Here is a 15357-nt window from a genome sequence, read left to right as displayed (position 1 = left end):
GCGTGATCGATATCAGCGAGTCCGTGATGCAGTTCCTTCTTGCGTTCGTCGTCGTCGTACCGCTCCTCGGCGCGGTCGCCGCTCTCCTGCCCGCCCCGCCCGGGCTGAAGGGGAAGTCCCCCGAGCAGGCGGTGCTGCGCCACGGCGTGACCGTCACCGGTGTGGTGCTCATCGCGGCGATCGCCCTCGCGCTCGGCTTCGACCACGACCATCCGTCGAGGATGCAGGCCACGACCGACATCAGCTGGATCCCCGCACTCGACGTGCGGATCCACCTCGGCATCGACGGCATCTCCCTCCCCCTTCTGGTCCTGACCGCGCTGCTGACCTTCCTCTGCGCGCTCTACTCGTACTTCAAAATGCCCGCGGGCCCGACCCCGAAGGCCTTCGTCGCGCTGCTGCTCGTCCTCGAGTCCGGCACCCTCGCGACCTTCGCCGTCCTCGATCTGCTGCTGTTCTTCCTCGCGTTCGAGACGGTGCTCATCCCGATGTACTTCCTCATCGCCCGCTGGGGCGGCGAGGGCCGGACCCGGGCCGCCTGGCGGTTCATCCTCTACACCCTGCTCGGTTCGGTCGTCATGCTGCTCGGCCTGCTCCTGATCGGGATCAAGGCCGGCACCTTCGACATGGTGGCACTCGCCACTGACAACGGCCGGTCCCTGACCACATCCGTGCAGCTCATCGCCGTTCTGGCGATCGGGATCGGGCTCGCGGTCAAGACGCCGATGTGGCCGTTGCACAGCTGGCTGCCCGACGCCCACACCTCCGCCCCGACCGTCGGCTCGGTGCTCCTCGCCGGTGTCCTGCTGAAGATGGGTACGTACGGGTTCGTCCGCATCCTGCTGCCCATCGCACCCGACGGCTTCCGCACCTTCGCGCCCTACCTGGCGGCCTTCGCGGTCGTCGGCATCATCTACGGGTCCCTCGCCTGCCTCGGCCTCGCCAAGCAGGGCGCCAAGGGCGACCTCAAGCGGCTCATCGCCTACTCCTCCGTCGGCCACATGGGCTTCGTCCTGCTGGGCATCGCCACCATGACCCCGACCGGCGTCAACGGCGCCCTGTTCGCCAACATCGCCCACGGCCTCATCACCGGCCTGCTCTTCTTCCTGGTCGGCGCCCTCAAGGACCGCACGGGCACCACCGACCTGGACACACTCGCCGAGGAGTCCGGCGCCGCGCTGTACGGCAAGGCCCCGCGCCTCGGCGGCCTGCTCGCCTTCGGCGCCGTCGCCTCCCTCGGCCTGCCGGGCCTGGCCGGCTTCTGGGGCGAAATGCTCGCCCTGTTCGGCGCGTTCAAGCCCGCCGCCGACCTCAGCCGCCCCGCCTTCCTCACCTTCATGTCCATCGCGGCCTTCGGCACCCTCCTCACCGCCGCCTACATGCTCGTCGTCGTCCGGCGCGTGTGCATGGGCGTCGTACCGCAGGAAGCCCCGCAGCTCGCCGACGTCCGCTCGTACGAGTTCGCGGCCTGGACGCCCCTCGTCGCCCTCACGGTCATCGCCGGGCTGTGGCCCAAGGCACTCCTCGGCCTGACCGACCCGGCCGTGCAGCAGCTCCTCGCAGGAGGCACCCGATGAGCTCCGTGGCCCAGCCGCTGGCCGAGAACCTCGTCCAGTCCGTGGACTGGCTCGCCATCGCGCCACCCACCCTCACGGCCGTCGTCGGTCTCGTAGTCCTCGTCGCCGACCTGTTCGTCGGCGAGGCCAGGAAGCCGCTCCTGGGCTGGGTCTCGGTCGCCGGCCTCGCCGCCTCTGCGCTCACGCTGCTGCCCCTCCTCGGCGACGACCGCAGCACCTTCTGCGTCGACGGCACGCACGCGTGCAGCTACACCGCGGACGAGTTCACCCTCGTCATCCAGTTCCTGGTGCTCGGCGGCGCGCTCCTCGCGGCCCTGCTGTCGGTGACGACCCTCAAGGACGCCGACCGGCAACTCCCCGAAGGCGAGTACTGGTTCCTGCTGCTGTCCTCCGCCGCCGGCGCCGCCCTCCTGCCTGCCTCCCGCGACCTCGCGACCCTGATCGTCGCCCTGGAGGTCGCCTCCCTGCCCGCCTTCGCTCTCGTCGGCATCCGGCACGGCGACCGCAAGTCCTCCGAGGCCGCGCTGAAGTTCTTCCTGTCGTCGGTCACCGCGACCGCCGTCAGCCTCATGGGCATCAGCTTCGTGTACGCCTCGACCGGCACCCTCTACCTCACCCAGGTCGCCGACCGCATCCAGCACGTCGACGGCCAACTCCACACCCTCGCCCAGACCGGAGTCGTCCTCACCCTCGTCGGGTTCGCCTTCAAGACGGCGGCCGTGCCCTTCCACTTCTGGGTCCCCGACACCTACGTCGGCGCGCCCCTGCCGATCGCCGCCTACCTGTCGGTCGTCGGCAAGGCGGTCGGCTTCACCGGCCTCATCCTCGTCACCGTCGTGGCCTTCCCGTCGTACGCCGACGTCTGGGGGCCCGCCCTCGCCGCCCTGGCCGCGCTCACCATGACCGTCGGCAACGTCGGCGCCCTGCGCCAGCAGGCCACGCGCGCGTACAGCGCGGTACGCCTCCTCGCCTGGTCCTCGGTCGGCCAGGCGGGCTACCTCCTCGTACCGATCGCCGCGGCCGCCTACTCCGGCCACCCGCAGCGCTCCGTCGGCTCCACCGTCGCCTACGCCCTCATGTACGCGGCCGTGAACCTCGGCGCCTTCGCCGTCGCCGCACTGGTGGGCCGTACGAAGACCGCCAACCGCCTCACCGACTACCGCGGCCTGTACGCCCGGAACCCGCTCGCCGCCCTGCTCCTGGCCTTCTTCCTGCTCTGCCTGGCCGGACTGCCGCCCGGCATCATCGGCCTGTTCGCCAAGGTCACCGTGTTCTCGGCGGCCGTCGACGCGGGACTCGGCTGGCTGGCCGTGATCATGGCCGCCAACGTCGTGATCGCGCTCTTCTACTACCTCCAATGGACGGCGCTGCTGTTCCGGGCCCCGGAGGGCGAACCCGTCCGGCACCGCCTCCCGGCGCCCCTGACCGCGGCGATCGCCCTCACCGGGGTCCTCGGCATCGCCCTCTCCGGAGCTCCCCAGCTGGTCCTGCGCTTCGCCGACACCGGCCTTTTCTGAGCGCCCGCCCCGAGCCGCTCACCCGTACGGCCCAGGCATGCCGCCGTACGCACAAGGGAACTAGTGACCCTCGCCTGGCGTTGACCAGGACAGGAGGGTCCACTGGACGTGACACTGCGGCACCAGCGGCACCGAGACAGCAATCAAGATCCGCAAGCAAAGGGTTCCCCTGCTGCATCACTTGGAGGGCGTACCGTGCACCGCCGGCACAACGGGCTAAGGACCGCAGTCCTCCTCGGAGGACTGTCCGCCCTCATCATCGTCATCGGCAGTTTCTTCGGCCGTATGGGGCTCGTCGTCGCGGTTCTCGTCGCCCTGGGGACCAACGCCTACGCGTACTGGAACAGCGACAAACTGGCGCTACGCGCGATGCGCGCGCGTCCGGTGAGCGAGTTCGAGGCCCCCGCCCTCTACCGCATGGTCCGCGAGCTCTCCACCCAGGCCCGTCAGCCCATGCCCCGCCTGTACATCTCGCCGACAGAGGCGCCGAACGCCTTCGCGACGGGCCGCAATCCGCGCAACGCCGCGGTGTGCTGCACGGAAGGCATCCTGCGCCTCCTCGACGAGCGCGAACTGCGCGGCGTCATCGGTCACGAACTCAGTCACGTCTACAACCGCGACATCCTCATCTCGTCGGTCGCCGGCGCCCTCGCCTCGGTGATCATGTTCCTGGTCAACTTCGCCTGGCTCATCCCGATCGGCCGCTCCGACGACGATGACGGCCCCGGCCTCATCGGCATGCTGTTCATCATGATCCTGGGCCCGCTCGCGGCCTCCCTCATCCAACTGGCCATCAGCCGTTCGAGGGAGTACGAGGCGGACGCGTCCGGCGCCCAGCTGACCGGAGACCCGCTCGCCCTGGCCGGCGCCCTGCGCAAGCTGGAGACGGGAACCCAGCAGCTGCCGCTGCCGCCCGAGCCGCGCATCGAGACGGCGAGCCACATGATGATCGCGAACCCCTTCCGTCCCGGTCAGGGACTGTCAAAGATGTTCTCGACGCATCCGCCGATGGCGGAGCGCATCGCCCGGCTCGAGAAGATGGCAGGTCGACCCCAGTGAAAACCATCCTGAACGTCATCTGGCTCGTCCTCAGCGGCTTCTGGCTGTTCCTCGGATACCTGGCCGCCGGAGTCCTGCTGTGCATCACGATCATCGGCATCCCGTTCGGCATCGCCGCGTTCCGCATCGGCGTCTACGCCCTGTGGCCCTTCGGGTACACGACGGTCGAGCGCCGCGACGCCGGTGCGCCCTCGTGCGTCGGCAACGTCCTGTGGCTGGTCCTGGCCGGCTGGTGGCTGGCGCTGACGCACATCGTCACCGGCATCGCCCTGTGCCTCACGATCATCGGGATCCCGTTCGGCGTCGCCAACTTCAAGCTGATCCCGGTCTCGCTGCTGCCGCTCGGCCGTGAAATCGTGCGGGCGGACGAGCCGTTCGCGGCACGCTGACCCGGCCGCGCACGTAGTCCCACCGGGTCCGCAGGCCAGCAGCCGGCCTAGCGACACGTCTCCGCCGGTCCGGAGTCCGGCACGTCTCCTCCGGCCTCCTCCGGCCTCCTCCGGCCCGGAGTTTTCCACAACCCGGCGGTTGTCCACAGGCCGGCCCGGTTGTCAGTGCCGCCTTGCATCATGAACCCATGACCGAGAACGAGCAGTTGCTGGCACGGGTGGCCGCCAAGGCACGCAACACCCGCTCCTACGGCTGGGCTTCCCTTCCCGCGCCCGTCGCCGCGGACACCCTGTCCCGGGCCGAGGCCACTCTGGGCTTCTCCCTGCCGCCCCTGCTCGCCGACCTGTACCTGCGGATAGGGGACGGCGGATTCGGCCCGGAGTACGGCCTGCTGCCCCTCCTGGACAGCTCGCCCGCGGGCGAACCGGCCGCGGTCCCGCAGTACCTGGCCAACCGCGAGAGCGGCCGCAAGGACCCGGACTGGCCCTGGCCGGAGGGCGTCCTGCCGATATCCCACTGGGGCTGTGCCATGTACGCCTGCGTGGACTGCCGTTCCCCGGAAGCGACGGTCCTGCTCTTCGAGCCCAACCCGGGCGACCCCGACCACGCCTGGTTCGTGGACGCGCCCACCCTCGCGGACTGGCTGCGCTCCTGGGTCGAGGGCACCGGCTGGTGGGACGAGATGGCGGACGACTTCCAGATGACCCCGTGGCCCGACTTCCATATACGCACGACGCCGACAGAGCCCGGCTGAGAGCCCACCGCACCCTTGCACGGCACCCTGCGCGGAGCTCACCCGAGACCGCCGCAGCCCCCTTACGCCCCCGCCGCCCGCGCTCTGCACTTGCAGGACGCAACTCCGGCCCTACGCGCGCTGCCGCCGCCCGTCCAACCACCGCCGAACGCCGTACGCCACCACACCCACCGCAAGCACCCCCGTGCCCACGACCACCGAAGTCACCGGCAACGAGAACGCCAGCACCACACATCCGACCAGCCCAAGAGCCGGTAGCAGCCGGGCCACCGGGGCGGGACTCAGCGTCCAGGCCGAGGCGTTGGCCACGGCGTAGTAGGCGAGCACACCGAAGGAGGAGAACCCGATCGCGCCCCGCACGTCCACCGTGGCGGCGAGGACGGCGACGACCGCGCCCACGGCCAGCTCGGCCCGGTGCGGCACCTGGAAACGCGGATGCACGGCCGACAGCGCGCCGGGCAGATGCCGGTCACGGGCCATGGCCAGCGTCGTCCGCGAGACGCCCAGGATCAAGGCGAGCAGCGAACCCAGCGCGGCCACCGCGGCCCCGACCCGCACGACCGGCACCAGCCACGCCACGCCGGCCGCCCGCACCGCGTCGGCCAGTGGAGCGGCCGCGCTCCCGAGACCGTCGGCCCCCAGCACCGAGAGGACGGCCACCGCCACACACACGTACACGGCCAGTGCGATGCCCAGTGCCAGCGGGATCGCCCGGGGGATGGTGCGCGAGGGGTCCCGTACCTCCTCGCCCAGGGTCGCGATGCGGGCGTACCCGGCGAAGGCGAAGAAGAGCAGACCGGCCGCCTGCAGGACGCCTCCCGCGCCCTCGGAGGCCCCGACGTCCAGGCGCCCGGCCTCGGACGCACCCGACCCCAGACACACGACCACGACGGAAGCGAGGACGGCCAGCACCACCGCCACGATCACCCGGGTCAGCCAGGCGGACTTCTGGATGCCGCCGTAGTTCACCGCGGTCAGCGCCACCACGGCCGCGACCGCCACGGCATGGGCCTGCCCCGGCCAGACGTAGGCGCCCACGGTGAGCGCCATCGCCGCACAGGAGGCCGTTTTGCCGACCACGAACGACCAGCCCGCGAGATAACCCCAGAACGCGCCGAGCCGCTCACGCCCGTACACGTAGGTGCCGCCGGAGGCCGGATACAGCGCGGCCAGCCGCGCCGACGACGTGGCGTTGCAGTAGGCGACCACGGCGGCGACCGCCAGGCCGAGCAGCAGCCCGGAGCCGGCCGCACGCGCCGCGGGCCCCAGGGCGGCGAAGATCCCGGCCCCGATCATCGAGCCGAGCCCGATGATCACGGCGTCACCCACGCCCAGGGTGCGGCGCAGTTCGGAGGCGGAGCCGGACCGTGTCATGGCTCGCACCCTACTGATCGCTGCAACCGGGGAGCACCGCGGAGGCGTCCTCCCCAGCAACGCAGCAAGAACAAGCGCGCCGAGACCGGGCCGTGCGAGCCGACCGACATACGGCCCACGCGGTGGACGCGGTGGAGGCGTGGCACACGACGCAGTGGCTGTCCGCACCGAAATCTCACCGTTCGGACAGTGATTGCACAGAGCGGGAGGGCAGGTTCACGGCATGACGATCATCAGCTGGATCATCCTGGGGTTGTTGGCCGGAGCCATCGCCAAGTTCCTGCTGCCGGGCCGCGACCCGGGCGGCTTCATCGGCACGACGCTCATCGGCATCGCGGGCGCGTTCATCGGCGGCTGGATCTCCTCCCGCTTCCTGGACCACCCGATCACCAAGCACTTCTACGACGGCGCGACCTGGGCGGCGGCGATCGGCGGCTCGCTGGTCCTCCTGATCGCCTACCGCATCCTGTTCGGCAACTCCCGCGACTGACCGAGCAGCACCGCCCGGCACGGCCGGGCACACCCTTGGACCGCGGCCAGCAGGCGAGAAAGGGTGGGCACCGAGAGGTGCCCACCCTTTCCCGTACGCCGTGACTCAGCAGCTCGTCGCGGCAACCGCCGTCATCCGGCTCACCGGTAGTTCACGAACTGGATCGCGAAGTCGAAGTCCTTGCCCTTCAGCAGGGCGATCACGGTTTGCAGGTCGTCACGGCTCTTGGAGCTGACGCGCAGTTCGTCGCCCTGCACCTGAGCCTTGATCCCCTTGGGGCCCTCGTCCCGGATGATCTTCGCCACCTTCTTGGCGTTCTCCTGGGAGATGCCCTCCTCGATGGACGCGAAGATCTTGTACTCCTTGCCCGAGAGCTGGGGCTCACCCGCGTCCAGGGACTTCAGCGAGATGCCGCGCTTGATCAACTTGGACTGGAAGACGTCGAGGACGGCCTTGACGCGGTCCTCGGAGTTCGCCTCCATCAGGATCTTGTCACCGGACCACGAGATCGAGGCTCCCACGCCCTTGAAGTCGTAGCGCTGCGAGATCTCCTTGGCGGCCTGGTTGAGGGCGTTGTCGACCTCCTGCCGCTCGACCTTCGAGACGATGTCGAAACTGGAGTCGGCCATGTCCTGTGGCTCCTTGTATCGGGGTGCGTATGGGGTGCGGTTCGGCGGGCGTGGGGGTGGCCGCCGAGCCCGGCTCGGTGCACGGGCCGCATCCGGACAAGCCTAGCCACCCGGGCTCCCGTGAGCGCAGATCAATCGGGTGGCGAAGCACCCCTCGGCATCGGGTATTGTTTACGTCGTTGCCAGAGAGCACCGCCGAAAAGCGGTTCGACCGGCAGCAACCCCGGCGGTGTGCCCGAGCGGCCAAAGGGAGCAGACTGTAAATCTGCCGGCTCAGCCTTCCCAGGTTCGAATCCTGGCGCCGCCACGCTGAGAGAAGACCCCCTCTGATCAGGGATATGGCCTGATCAGAGGGGGTCTTTCGTTGATCACATCCGTTCGATTTCACTGTGGACGGGACGTGGACGTGTCTCACCTCGTATCGCCCATATCCCACCGTCGATCAGCGCGTGTCCCCCAGGTGTCCCCCGGGGGAGAGCTTGATCACTCCGGCTCGTTCCACTCCCGAAGTGCTGCGTCGATCCGGCTGTTCGCACGCTCTCGGGTCTGGTCAAGCACCTTGGCGTACACCTTGTGCAGCACGGCGATGCTGTGTCCGGCGCGGCGTGCGCACTCCATCGCGTCCACCCCGGAACTGAGCCAGAACGAGACGCCGGCGTGCCGGAGGTCGTAGGGGCGGCGGGCCAGCAGCGAGGATGTTTCCGCCTCGGTCAGCACGTCCTTCCGGGCCTTGGCCCACACCTCCCCATAGCCGGTCTCCTGTAGCAGGCCATTGCGGTTCGTCCGGAAGAGCCGACCATCGGGTGCCGTGCCGTGATCGGCGATGTGCTGCCGCAGCATACGGACGAAGTGCGGCGGGATCGGTACCGGACGGGAGTCCTTCTTGGCGCGGGCTTTGAGGTGGCGCATCTCGTGTGCCGACCCGTCGTCGGTCCAACTCCGTCCGGCCCGGACCACCCCTTGCCGCAGGGTGAGCATCCCCCACCCCGTCTCCGGAAGGTGGCACTGGCTCACCCGCAGTCCGGCGGCCTCAGCGGGACGCATGGCCGCGTAGTACAGGCACCCGAAGAACGCTTCCAGGTGCCGCCCCCGCGGGCCCTGCTCACGCACCCCTGCCAGCAGGGCGCGGACCTGGCGAGGGTTGGCGACGCTCTCGGGGTCCACCGCTTCCACCGACTTCGGGGCGGTCCACTTCACGGCCGTGATCGGGTTGACCGGCATGGTGAAGTACTGCTCTTCCACGGCGAGTCCGAGAACGTCGCTCAGGCACGCCCGCTTGCGCTTCGCAGTGCGCGGCGATGCTTCTTTCCCGTCTAGCCGTAGGGACAATGCGTCCAGGGCCAGACGTACGGTCGCAGGGTCTTCCATGGCGGAGACCGGCATGGAGTGCTTGGCGATCCAGGCGAGGGCACGGGCCACATCGTCCGGCGGGGTCGCGTCCCAACGGTTCCGGTTGTACGCCCACCCGTACAGCGCGCGCCGCATGAGCGCGGTATCGGGCATTCCCGTCTTCGTCTTCACGAGCGCGGGTGTGATGGTCGCCAGTGCATCGGCGTAGTTCTTCCGCGACTTCGCCGGCGCCAGTGCCCACTTGCGGTCGACGTACGTGCGGCTGTGCTCGTACCAGGTGATGGAACCCTGTTTGGCGCGTAGTTCCGATACGGGCAGGCCCGTCTCTTCGTCGAACTGGTCGCCGCGTCGCACGGCGGACATTAGTTCCGAACGGCGGCCCTCCGCCTGCACCTTGAGCGTGTAACTCTTGGAGTGCTTGCGCTCCCCGACCAGCCAGCGCAGGCGGTAGGGCTTCGGGCGATCCTTGCGGACCTCGATGGAGTAGAGGCGAACGTCGTAGGTCAGTGCCATTTGAACTCCAGAGGGGCCCGCCGGAAGCGGGCCCCTCGTGTCTCGGGTGTGCGGGAGGTGGTCAGGCGGCAGTGTCTTCCATGGACGACCACCACGCGTCGAGGTCGGTGCGGCGGCAGCGGAGCTGACCGTTCGGCAGCTTGATGAGCTTGGGGGCCTTGCCCCGGGCGCGCATGCGGTAGAAGGCGGCGCGGCTCATCTCGATCTCTTCGAGGACTTCGGGGAGCTTGAGCATCTTGGGGCGAGCCATGGCACTCCTCAGCGAAGGCGGAGCGGACGGGGAGAAGTTGGAAATACATTCCTCTGAGTCGCGACTCATCGGCACTCAGCGGCTCTCAGAGGGGCTTTGAGACGCGATGAGTCGCGACTCAGGCAAATGTGGTTCGGACAGGTTCAGCGTGATCCCGGTGTAGGTGATCACCTGTCGGCCGTACGCGTCGCGGGGCCGGGAACGGCTGAGTTGGGGAACCACAGAGAGCAGGTTGCGGCCGAACATCTGCTTCGTGCCGGGGCGGACGCCGTTGTCCTCGGCCCACTCCCGCCAGACCGTCCACAGGGCGTCCACGGGCACGGAGCAGGTGGGCCCGGTGGTGCAGCGTTCACGGATGAAGGCGGACGTGGGCGAGGCGGTGTCCTGCATGGTGGTGACCGCCTCGCGGCTGGACGCCGGTTCGGTGATCCGGCCTGTGCGCTGGAGACGGGCGAGCCCTTCCAGGGCCCAGTTGAGGATGCCGGGCATCTCGGCGGTGAGCCGGTCGAACAGGGTGGGGTCTTCCTTGCCCAGCCACGACACCCGCATGTTGAGCAGCACGAACCGGCGGGCGATCACGCCGGAGGAATCGCCGAAGTGCGGCAGCTCGTTGGACAGGATCACCAGCCGGGTCGGAAGTTTGCCGGTCCACACCGCACGGTATTTGCGGTCAATATCGATGGTGTCCTCACCGGAAATCGTCAGCAGCCGTTCGACGACTTGGCTGTTGTCGTTGCCGGACAGACGCGCGTCGGAGATGACCGCGAGCGGCTTGCCGACCAGCGTGGACAGTCCGAAGTTCGTGCCGAGTCCGGCGAGCGTGGGTCCGGCCAGGTTCTCCTTGCCGACCAGCTCTTTCAGTACGCGGGCGATAGTGCCCTTGCCGGAGCGGGACGGGCCGACGATGAGCAGGATCTTTTGCTGGTCGGTCCGGCCGGACAGCACGTAGCCGAACCACTCCTGAAGAGCGGCGATGGCGTCGGGGTCATTCGGCCAGATCTGCGCCAGGAAGCGTTCCCACGTCGGTGCCCTCGCGGCGGGGTCGTAGGCGAAGGGGACGGAGACCAGGTTGAAGAACCCGGGTCCGTGCGGCAGCAGCGCGCGGTCTTCGATCCTGAGCAGGCCGTTCTCACACGCCACCATCGGCTCGCCGTCCGCCGCGTCCCCACCCTCGATCCAGGCGGGAGCGTCGGTCTCGGTCGGCAGCAGAGTGATGGCGCCCAACGCGTCGAGAAGGTTGCTGATCTTCTGTTTCGTCGGGGCCCAGTCGCGTTCCTCGAACTCCCCGTCCTTGACCGGGGCAAGGTAGACGGCGTGTTCGAGGCGGGTGTACATGGCCGCGCGTACATGCGCTTCGTCCATCTCTCGCCAGCACGTTCCCGTCCAGCGCATCCACGATGCGCGCCAGCGCCGGCACACCAACTGCCCGTCATGACTCTGCCAGTCCGGCAGGAGACGGCGGGCGACGGCCAGGGGGTTGGACGGCGGCGGGAGTTCCTCGCTTGGGCCGTTGTCGGGGCGGGTGTCCATCATGCTGCGGTCCTCCCTTCCGGTGAGGCACGGAACGGGCAGTTCGCGCGGTGGTCTTCGTGGTCGGTGATCAGGGCGAGTACCTGGCGGTTGCCGACGGCGCTGCGGTCGCGGCCGCAGAGGCACGTGGACGTGGCGGTGGGGGTGGCGCTGCGCGGGGCGCTGATGTGCAGCCACGCGACGATGTACCGGCCGTCTCCGGTCTGCGGGTCAGGGCAAACAGCAGTGCGGACGCCCTTGCGGGCGGCGCCTGTCGGCTCGCCCACGGCCGGACGGGGCGCGGCCCGGTCGGCGGCGTGCGGGCCGGTCGGGGTGTGGGTGAGGCTTTTACCTGCGGGGCGGTGTCCGGGGGTGGTCATGCCGTCCTCCGGGGCCAGGCGGTACGCAGGGAGTAGTCCAGGGCCTTGCGGATGGTGGCGCGGCACTCGCCCAGCGGCAGTCCGGCCGACTCGCCCCCGCAGGTAAAAGCCGTTTCGACGGTGGCGCGGTCGAGGTCTCCCCAGGCGACGAACCGGCCCACGGCCCGTACGGCGCGCAGGAGTTCGGCTTGGCGTCCGCCCTCGGCTGCGGTGGCCACGGCCGCGACTTCGCGTCGCAGGACAGCGGCGGCGTACCGGTCGGTGTTACGGGCGAGGGTGGGCAGGACCGGGGCCGTGGCAGGCCTCTGTGGGGCCGTCAGATCCTTTTGGAGCCATTCGGGCAGGTTTGCAACGGGCTCATCGTCCAGGACCGTGTACGGGCCCTGTGACGTGATGCTGCCGGGGGCGACGACTTGACCGCCCCATGCGCGGGTGTCGACCTTGGGAGTGAGCGTGCCGGTGGTGTTGGTGAAGCGGACGCCGTCGGGGACGGTGAAGTACAGGTGCTCTCCCGCGCTGGGGGTCCGGATTCGCCGGGTGAGGGGTGCGGCCTGCCCGGCGCGCTCGCAGAGCGCCTGGAAGTTGGCCGCGCCGTCAGGCGTGCCCTCTGTGTCTGTGGGCTTGAGGGTGTCGAGGTCGACGACCAGCAGACCGGCGGGGCCGGTGGCGATACCGACGTTGAACGGGCCCGAAGCCCAGCAGCGTTCGATGCGGTCGGGGTCGGTGGTGGCGCGCCGCTCGAACGTGCGGTGTCCGTCCGCGCAGTCGCCGGTACGGGGGCAGCGGCGTTCGCCGTGCAGGGCGGGGACCTTGCTGCCGGGGCGGAGCGGGATGACGGGCCAGCCGCGTTCGGCGGCGTCCAGGGCCGCGCGCAGCAGCGCGGACCGGGCGGGATGGGTCATGCTGGGGGACCTCCAAACAGGTCTGTTGAGGACTGGTTGGCAGGGGCGGCCCCGGTTCTTTGGCGAGATGCGGGGGCCGCCCCTGGCGTTGGGCTACGCGGCGGCGGTGAGGTCGCCGGCGGGGGCGGTGGCCAGCAGCAGATTCAGGGCGTGTACGGCCTGTGGGGGCATGACCCCGTTGCCGAGCGCCTTGAGCTGTGCGCTGCGGGACAGGCCGGGGACGTCGGTGACGTGGCCGGTGGGCAGTCCCATGAGCCATTCGACGAAGGGCGGGTTCAGCCGTCCCAGAGCGTCAGTTGGCCGGGGAGCGGGCCGTCCGAGGGCGTGTTCCCAGCGGGCGACGGCCGGGCCGTAGACGCCCCAATCCGGTGCGCCGCCGACGGCAGGGTCAAGTCCCCCTTGCCCCGGCGCTGGTTGGGGCCGCCGTTGCTGCCGTCCGTCGCACACGGCGTCGGCAACAGCGAACCCACCTCGGCCGCCAGGCTCTTGCCGTGACTCCCGGCTTCCTGCGAGGGGCTGCGTCGGGTCTGCCGGTTCTCGTTCTCCGATGCCCGCGGGGTCGGCAGCAGTGCCCCGCTGAACGTCAGATCGGTCAGGGTCGGTGAGCTGCTGCGAGGGTTCGGCGCCGTCGCCTGACGGGCACCCTTGGAGTCCCCGACCAGGGGTGTCGGCAGCAGGGAGACGACGTGGCGCAGGTTCATGCCGCCCTGTGCGGCGTGTCCGGGCCCGGTGTTCTCCGAGGTCGACGGGGTCGGCAGCAGGGAGGTGACGGCGGTGGGAAGCTGCCCGCGCTGCCCACCCCCGCGCCAGTCCCGCGCTGCCGGTGTCGGCAGGCCAGGCGAGGACGAACAGCCGGTTGCGCTGGTGAGCGGCGCCGACGTCGGACGCGCGTACACAGCGCCATTCCGCATCGAACCCGAGCGCGGCAAGGTCGGCGAGCACGGTGTCGAATCCGAGAGAAAGGTGCCCTGCGACGTTTTCAAAGACCGCGATGCGGGGTCGTAGAACCCCAAGGGCACGCGCGATGTGGGGCCAGATGTGCCGGGCATCCTTGGTTCCCTTCCGTTTGCCGGCGGAGCTGAACGGCTGGCACGGGTAGCCGCCCGTGACGATGTCGACGGGTTCCACCGCGCGCCAGTCGACGGCCGTGAGGTCCCCGAGGTTCGGCGTGCTGGGGAAGCGGTGGGCGAGGATGCGGGAGGCGCCGGGGTCGTTGTCCGCGACCCAGGCGAGGGAGCCGCCGAAGACGTGCTGTGCGGCCATGTCGAGGCCGCCGTATCCGGTGCACAGCGAGCCGAGACGCAAGGCGTCGGGATGGGGCATGCTGGGTGGCCTCCAACAGGTCTGTTGAGGACTGGTTGGCAGGGGCGGCCCCGGTTCTTTGGCGAGATGCGGGGGCCGCCCTGCTTTCCAGGGGGATGAGGGGCCGTGAGTAGTGCGTTACTCGGGCTGATGGCAGCGGTGTTCGGTGTGACGGGAACGCTGCTGGCGCCCGTCCTGTCTCAGCGTTCGCAGGCCAAAGCCCTGGCTGCGGACTTTGAGAGACAGCACCGAGCTGCCCAGAGTCAGTGGCAGCGGGAGCACTTTCAGAGGGAGTTCGAGAAGCGGCGTGCGTGCTACATAGCGACGAACTCCGCCATGAGGCGGTACCGCGTCCAATTGATGATCTATCTATGGCGCGTTCGTCGCGACGAGGTCGACGACACCGCAAGGCAGGAGCTTGAGGAAGCGCGGCACGCGTGTCACGCGGCTTTCGCCGAAGCGCAGATGATGGCTTCTGACCCTGTTCTCGATCAGTTGGATCGACTGTCCACCGCCCTGGGAACTGCTTACGGCATGACGAAGGACCTTGAGGAGGGACATCCGCGCCCGGATGGCTCCTTCGAGGAAATCGGGGACTACTTGGGGCAGTTTTGGAGAAGCTGGCGTGAAATGCGAAGCGCGATGCGCGATGATCTCGGTACGAGTGGCAGCAGTGGCGGGTCACCGCCGACTGGCTCCGGGTGATGCCGGGATGTTCAGCCGTGGAAGTGGTTGCGCTTGAAGACGGCTTTGCGGATGTTGACCGTGGTCCCGCTCTGGTGACCCTGGGGCTTGAAGATCTGCACGGCGATCCAGCCGCCGGAGATGACGGCGGCGAGGGTGATGAGCTGGGTGATGAGAGCGGTCAGGGCGGTGATGAACGTGGTGAGCAGCAGCAGTCCGCCACACACCGCGAGGAACCCCACGCCTCCGAGGGCGACGTTCACGGCCGCGCGGGAGACGGGCGGCTTGACCGCCAGCGGGGCGGGTTGGGCGGGCTCGATGGCGTAGCCGGTGACGACGCGGCCGTCGGGCAGGACGATGCTCGCGACCGACGGCACCGCGCCCGGCTGGACGGGCACCATCGGCGCCGACTGGACGCCGGCGGCGGGCGGTATCGGGGTCGGCTGGTAGGCGGTCACGGCCCGCTCGGCGGCCGTGTGGCCGGGTTGCTCGGGGTACATGCGGAATCCCTTCCGGCGAGTGGTCAGGGAGGCGGAGGCACCCCCTTCGGGGTGTGCCGTGGAGGGGGTTTCGGGGGCCTGACCTGGGGTGCCTCCCTGCCTCTCTGAAAGATCATTCGTGCAGGTCAGGGCCAGGGAGGCGGGGCAGGGAGGGGTTCAGGGAGTTCTCCCTGCCTC

The 15357-nt window shown here is 69.5% G+C and carries 17 protein-coding genes, 1 tRNA gene and 1 pseudogene; 8 read left to right on the top strand and 11 right to left on the bottom strand.

Translation table 11 applies throughout. The annotated features are described in order from the left end of the window. The first annotated feature begins 2 nt into the window (after positions 1-2). The 5 genes from M8J74_RS04620 to M8J74_RS04600 all read left to right on the top strand — a co-directional run bounded on the left by M8J74_RS04620 (position 3) and on the right by M8J74_RS04600 (position 5297). On the top strand, positions 3-1577 hold the full coding sequence (locus M8J74_RS04620; protein ID WP_249835167.1) for an NADH-quinone oxidoreductase subunit M: 1575 nt from the start codon (positions 3-5) through the stop codon (positions 1575-1577). Next, positions 1574-3094 carry an NADH-quinone oxidoreductase subunit N gene (locus tag M8J74_RS04615; RefSeq protein WP_058923833.1) on the top strand — a complete coding sequence of 507 codons (1521 nt, stop codon included), beginning with the start codon at positions 1574-1576 and terminating at the stop codon, positions 3092-3094. The genes M8J74_RS04620 and M8J74_RS04615 overlap by 4 nt, the downstream gene beginning before the upstream one ends. A 195-nt stretch (positions 3095-3289) precedes the next feature. After that, positions 3290-4153: a zinc metalloprotease HtpX gene (gene htpX, locus M8J74_RS04610; protein WP_058923832.1), complete on the top strand. Its 864-nt coding sequence runs from the start codon at positions 3290-3292 to the stop codon at positions 4151-4153. Continuing rightward, the gene (locus tag M8J74_RS04605) at positions 4150-4542 is read left to right on the top strand and encodes a YccF domain-containing protein (RefSeq protein WP_249835166.1); all 393 of its coding nucleotides are present in this window, start codon (positions 4150-4152) and stop codon (positions 4540-4542) included. The genes htpX and M8J74_RS04605 overlap by 4 nt, the downstream gene beginning before the upstream one ends. A 188-nt stretch (positions 4543-4730) precedes the next feature. Continuing rightward, positions 4731-5297, top strand: a complete 567-nt coding sequence (locus tag M8J74_RS04600; RefSeq protein WP_249835165.1) for an SMI1/KNR4 family protein — start codon at positions 4731-4733, stop codon at positions 5295-5297. 111 nt (positions 5298-5408) lie between these two features. Here the strand turns inward: M8J74_RS04600 and M8J74_RS04595 are convergent, their stop codons facing one another. Next, on the bottom strand, positions 5409-6671 hold the full coding sequence (locus M8J74_RS04595) for an APC family permease (protein WP_249835164.1): 1263 nt from the start codon (positions 6669-6671) through the stop codon (positions 5409-5411). A 223-nt stretch (positions 6672-6894) separates the two neighbouring features. Between M8J74_RS04595 and M8J74_RS04590 the strand changes: the two genes are divergently transcribed. After that, positions 6895-7161 carry a GlsB/YeaQ/YmgE family stress response membrane protein gene (locus M8J74_RS04590; RefSeq protein ID WP_058923828.1) on the top strand — a complete coding sequence of 89 codons (267 nt, stop codon included), beginning with the start codon at positions 6895-6897 and terminating at the stop codon, positions 7159-7161. Between the two features lie 140 nt (positions 7162-7301). Here M8J74_RS04590 and M8J74_RS04585 read toward each other — a convergent pair whose 3' ends face one another. Next, entirely contained in the window at positions 7302-7790 is a 489-nt protein-coding gene (locus M8J74_RS04585; RefSeq protein ID WP_058923827.1) for a YajQ family cyclic di-GMP-binding protein, read from the bottom strand. A 225-nt stretch (positions 7791-8015) separates the two neighbouring features. Here M8J74_RS04585 and M8J74_RS04580 point away from each other — a divergent pair. Continuing rightward, positions 8016-8097: transfer RNA gene (locus tag M8J74_RS04580), tRNA-Tyr, on the top strand. A 176-nt stretch (positions 8098-8273) separates the two neighbouring features. Here the strand turns inward: M8J74_RS04580 and M8J74_RS04575 are convergent. From M8J74_RS04575 to M8J74_RS04540, 8 genes and pseudogenes are all read right to left on the bottom strand, one after another. Next, a complete protein-coding gene (locus M8J74_RS04575; protein ID WP_249835163.1) occupies positions 8274-9653 on the bottom strand; it encodes a tyrosine-type recombinase/integrase in 1380 nt (459 codons plus the stop codon). Positions 9654-9714: 61 nt separating this feature from the next. After that, positions 9715-9903 carry a helix-turn-helix transcriptional regulator gene (locus tag M8J74_RS04570; RefSeq protein WP_249835162.1) on the bottom strand — a complete coding sequence of 63 codons (189 nt, stop codon included), beginning with the start codon at positions 9901-9903 and terminating at the stop codon, positions 9715-9717. A gap of 75 nt (positions 9904-9978) precedes the next feature. Further along, positions 9979-11436 carry a DNA primase family protein gene (locus M8J74_RS04565; RefSeq protein WP_249835161.1) on the bottom strand — a complete coding sequence of 486 codons (1458 nt, stop codon included), beginning with the start codon at positions 11434-11436 and terminating at the stop codon, positions 9979-9981. Next, on the bottom strand, positions 11433-11792 hold the full coding sequence (locus M8J74_RS04560) for a hypothetical protein (RefSeq protein ID WP_249835160.1): 360 nt from the start codon (positions 11790-11792) through the stop codon (positions 11433-11435). Before M8J74_RS04560 ends, M8J74_RS04565 begins: the two co-directional genes overlap by 4 nt. After that, on the bottom strand, positions 11789-12694 hold the full coding sequence (locus M8J74_RS04555) for a bifunctional DNA primase/polymerase (RefSeq protein ID WP_249835159.1): 906 nt from the start codon (positions 12692-12694) through the stop codon (positions 11789-11791). The genes M8J74_RS04560 and M8J74_RS04555 overlap by 4 nt, the downstream gene beginning before the upstream one ends. A 93-nt stretch (positions 12695-12787) precedes the next feature. Continuing rightward, complete coding sequence (locus M8J74_RS04550) at positions 12788-12946, bottom strand: hypothetical protein (protein ID WP_249835225.1); 159 nt, start codon at positions 12944-12946, stop codon at positions 12788-12790. Between the two features lie 23 nt (positions 12947-12969). Continuing rightward, positions 12970-13395 (bottom strand): hypothetical protein, encoded by a 426-nt coding sequence (locus tag M8J74_RS04545; RefSeq protein WP_249835224.1) that lies wholly within the window; start codon positions 13393-13395, stop codon positions 12970-12972. A 136-nt stretch (positions 13396-13531) separates the two neighbouring features. Next, positions 13532-14017, bottom strand: a pseudogene (locus M8J74_RS04540) (DNA cytosine methyltransferase); the annotation flags it as partial. 129 nt (positions 14018-14146) lie between these two features. Here M8J74_RS04540 and M8J74_RS04535 point away from each other — a divergent pair. Continuing rightward, the gene (locus M8J74_RS04535) at positions 14147-14701 is read left to right on the top strand and encodes a hypothetical protein (protein ID WP_249835158.1); all 555 of its coding nucleotides are present in this window, start codon (positions 14147-14149) and stop codon (positions 14699-14701) included. Positions 14702-14712: 11 nt separating this feature from the next. Here M8J74_RS04535 and M8J74_RS04530 read toward each other — a convergent pair whose 3' ends face one another. Next, complete coding sequence (locus M8J74_RS04530) at positions 14713-15180, bottom strand: hypothetical protein (RefSeq protein WP_249835157.1); 468 nt, start codon at positions 15178-15180, stop codon at positions 14713-14715. Positions 15181-15357 lie beyond the last annotated feature (177 nt).

It is taken from the genome of Streptomyces panaciradicis (assembly GCF_023516615.1).
GTDB classification, from domain to species: Bacteria; Actinomycetota; Actinomycetes; order Streptomycetales; family Streptomycetaceae; genus Streptomyces; species Streptomyces panaciradicis.
Note: the sequence above shows the minus strand (reverse complement) of the source record. Positions and strands in the feature narration are given on the sequence as shown.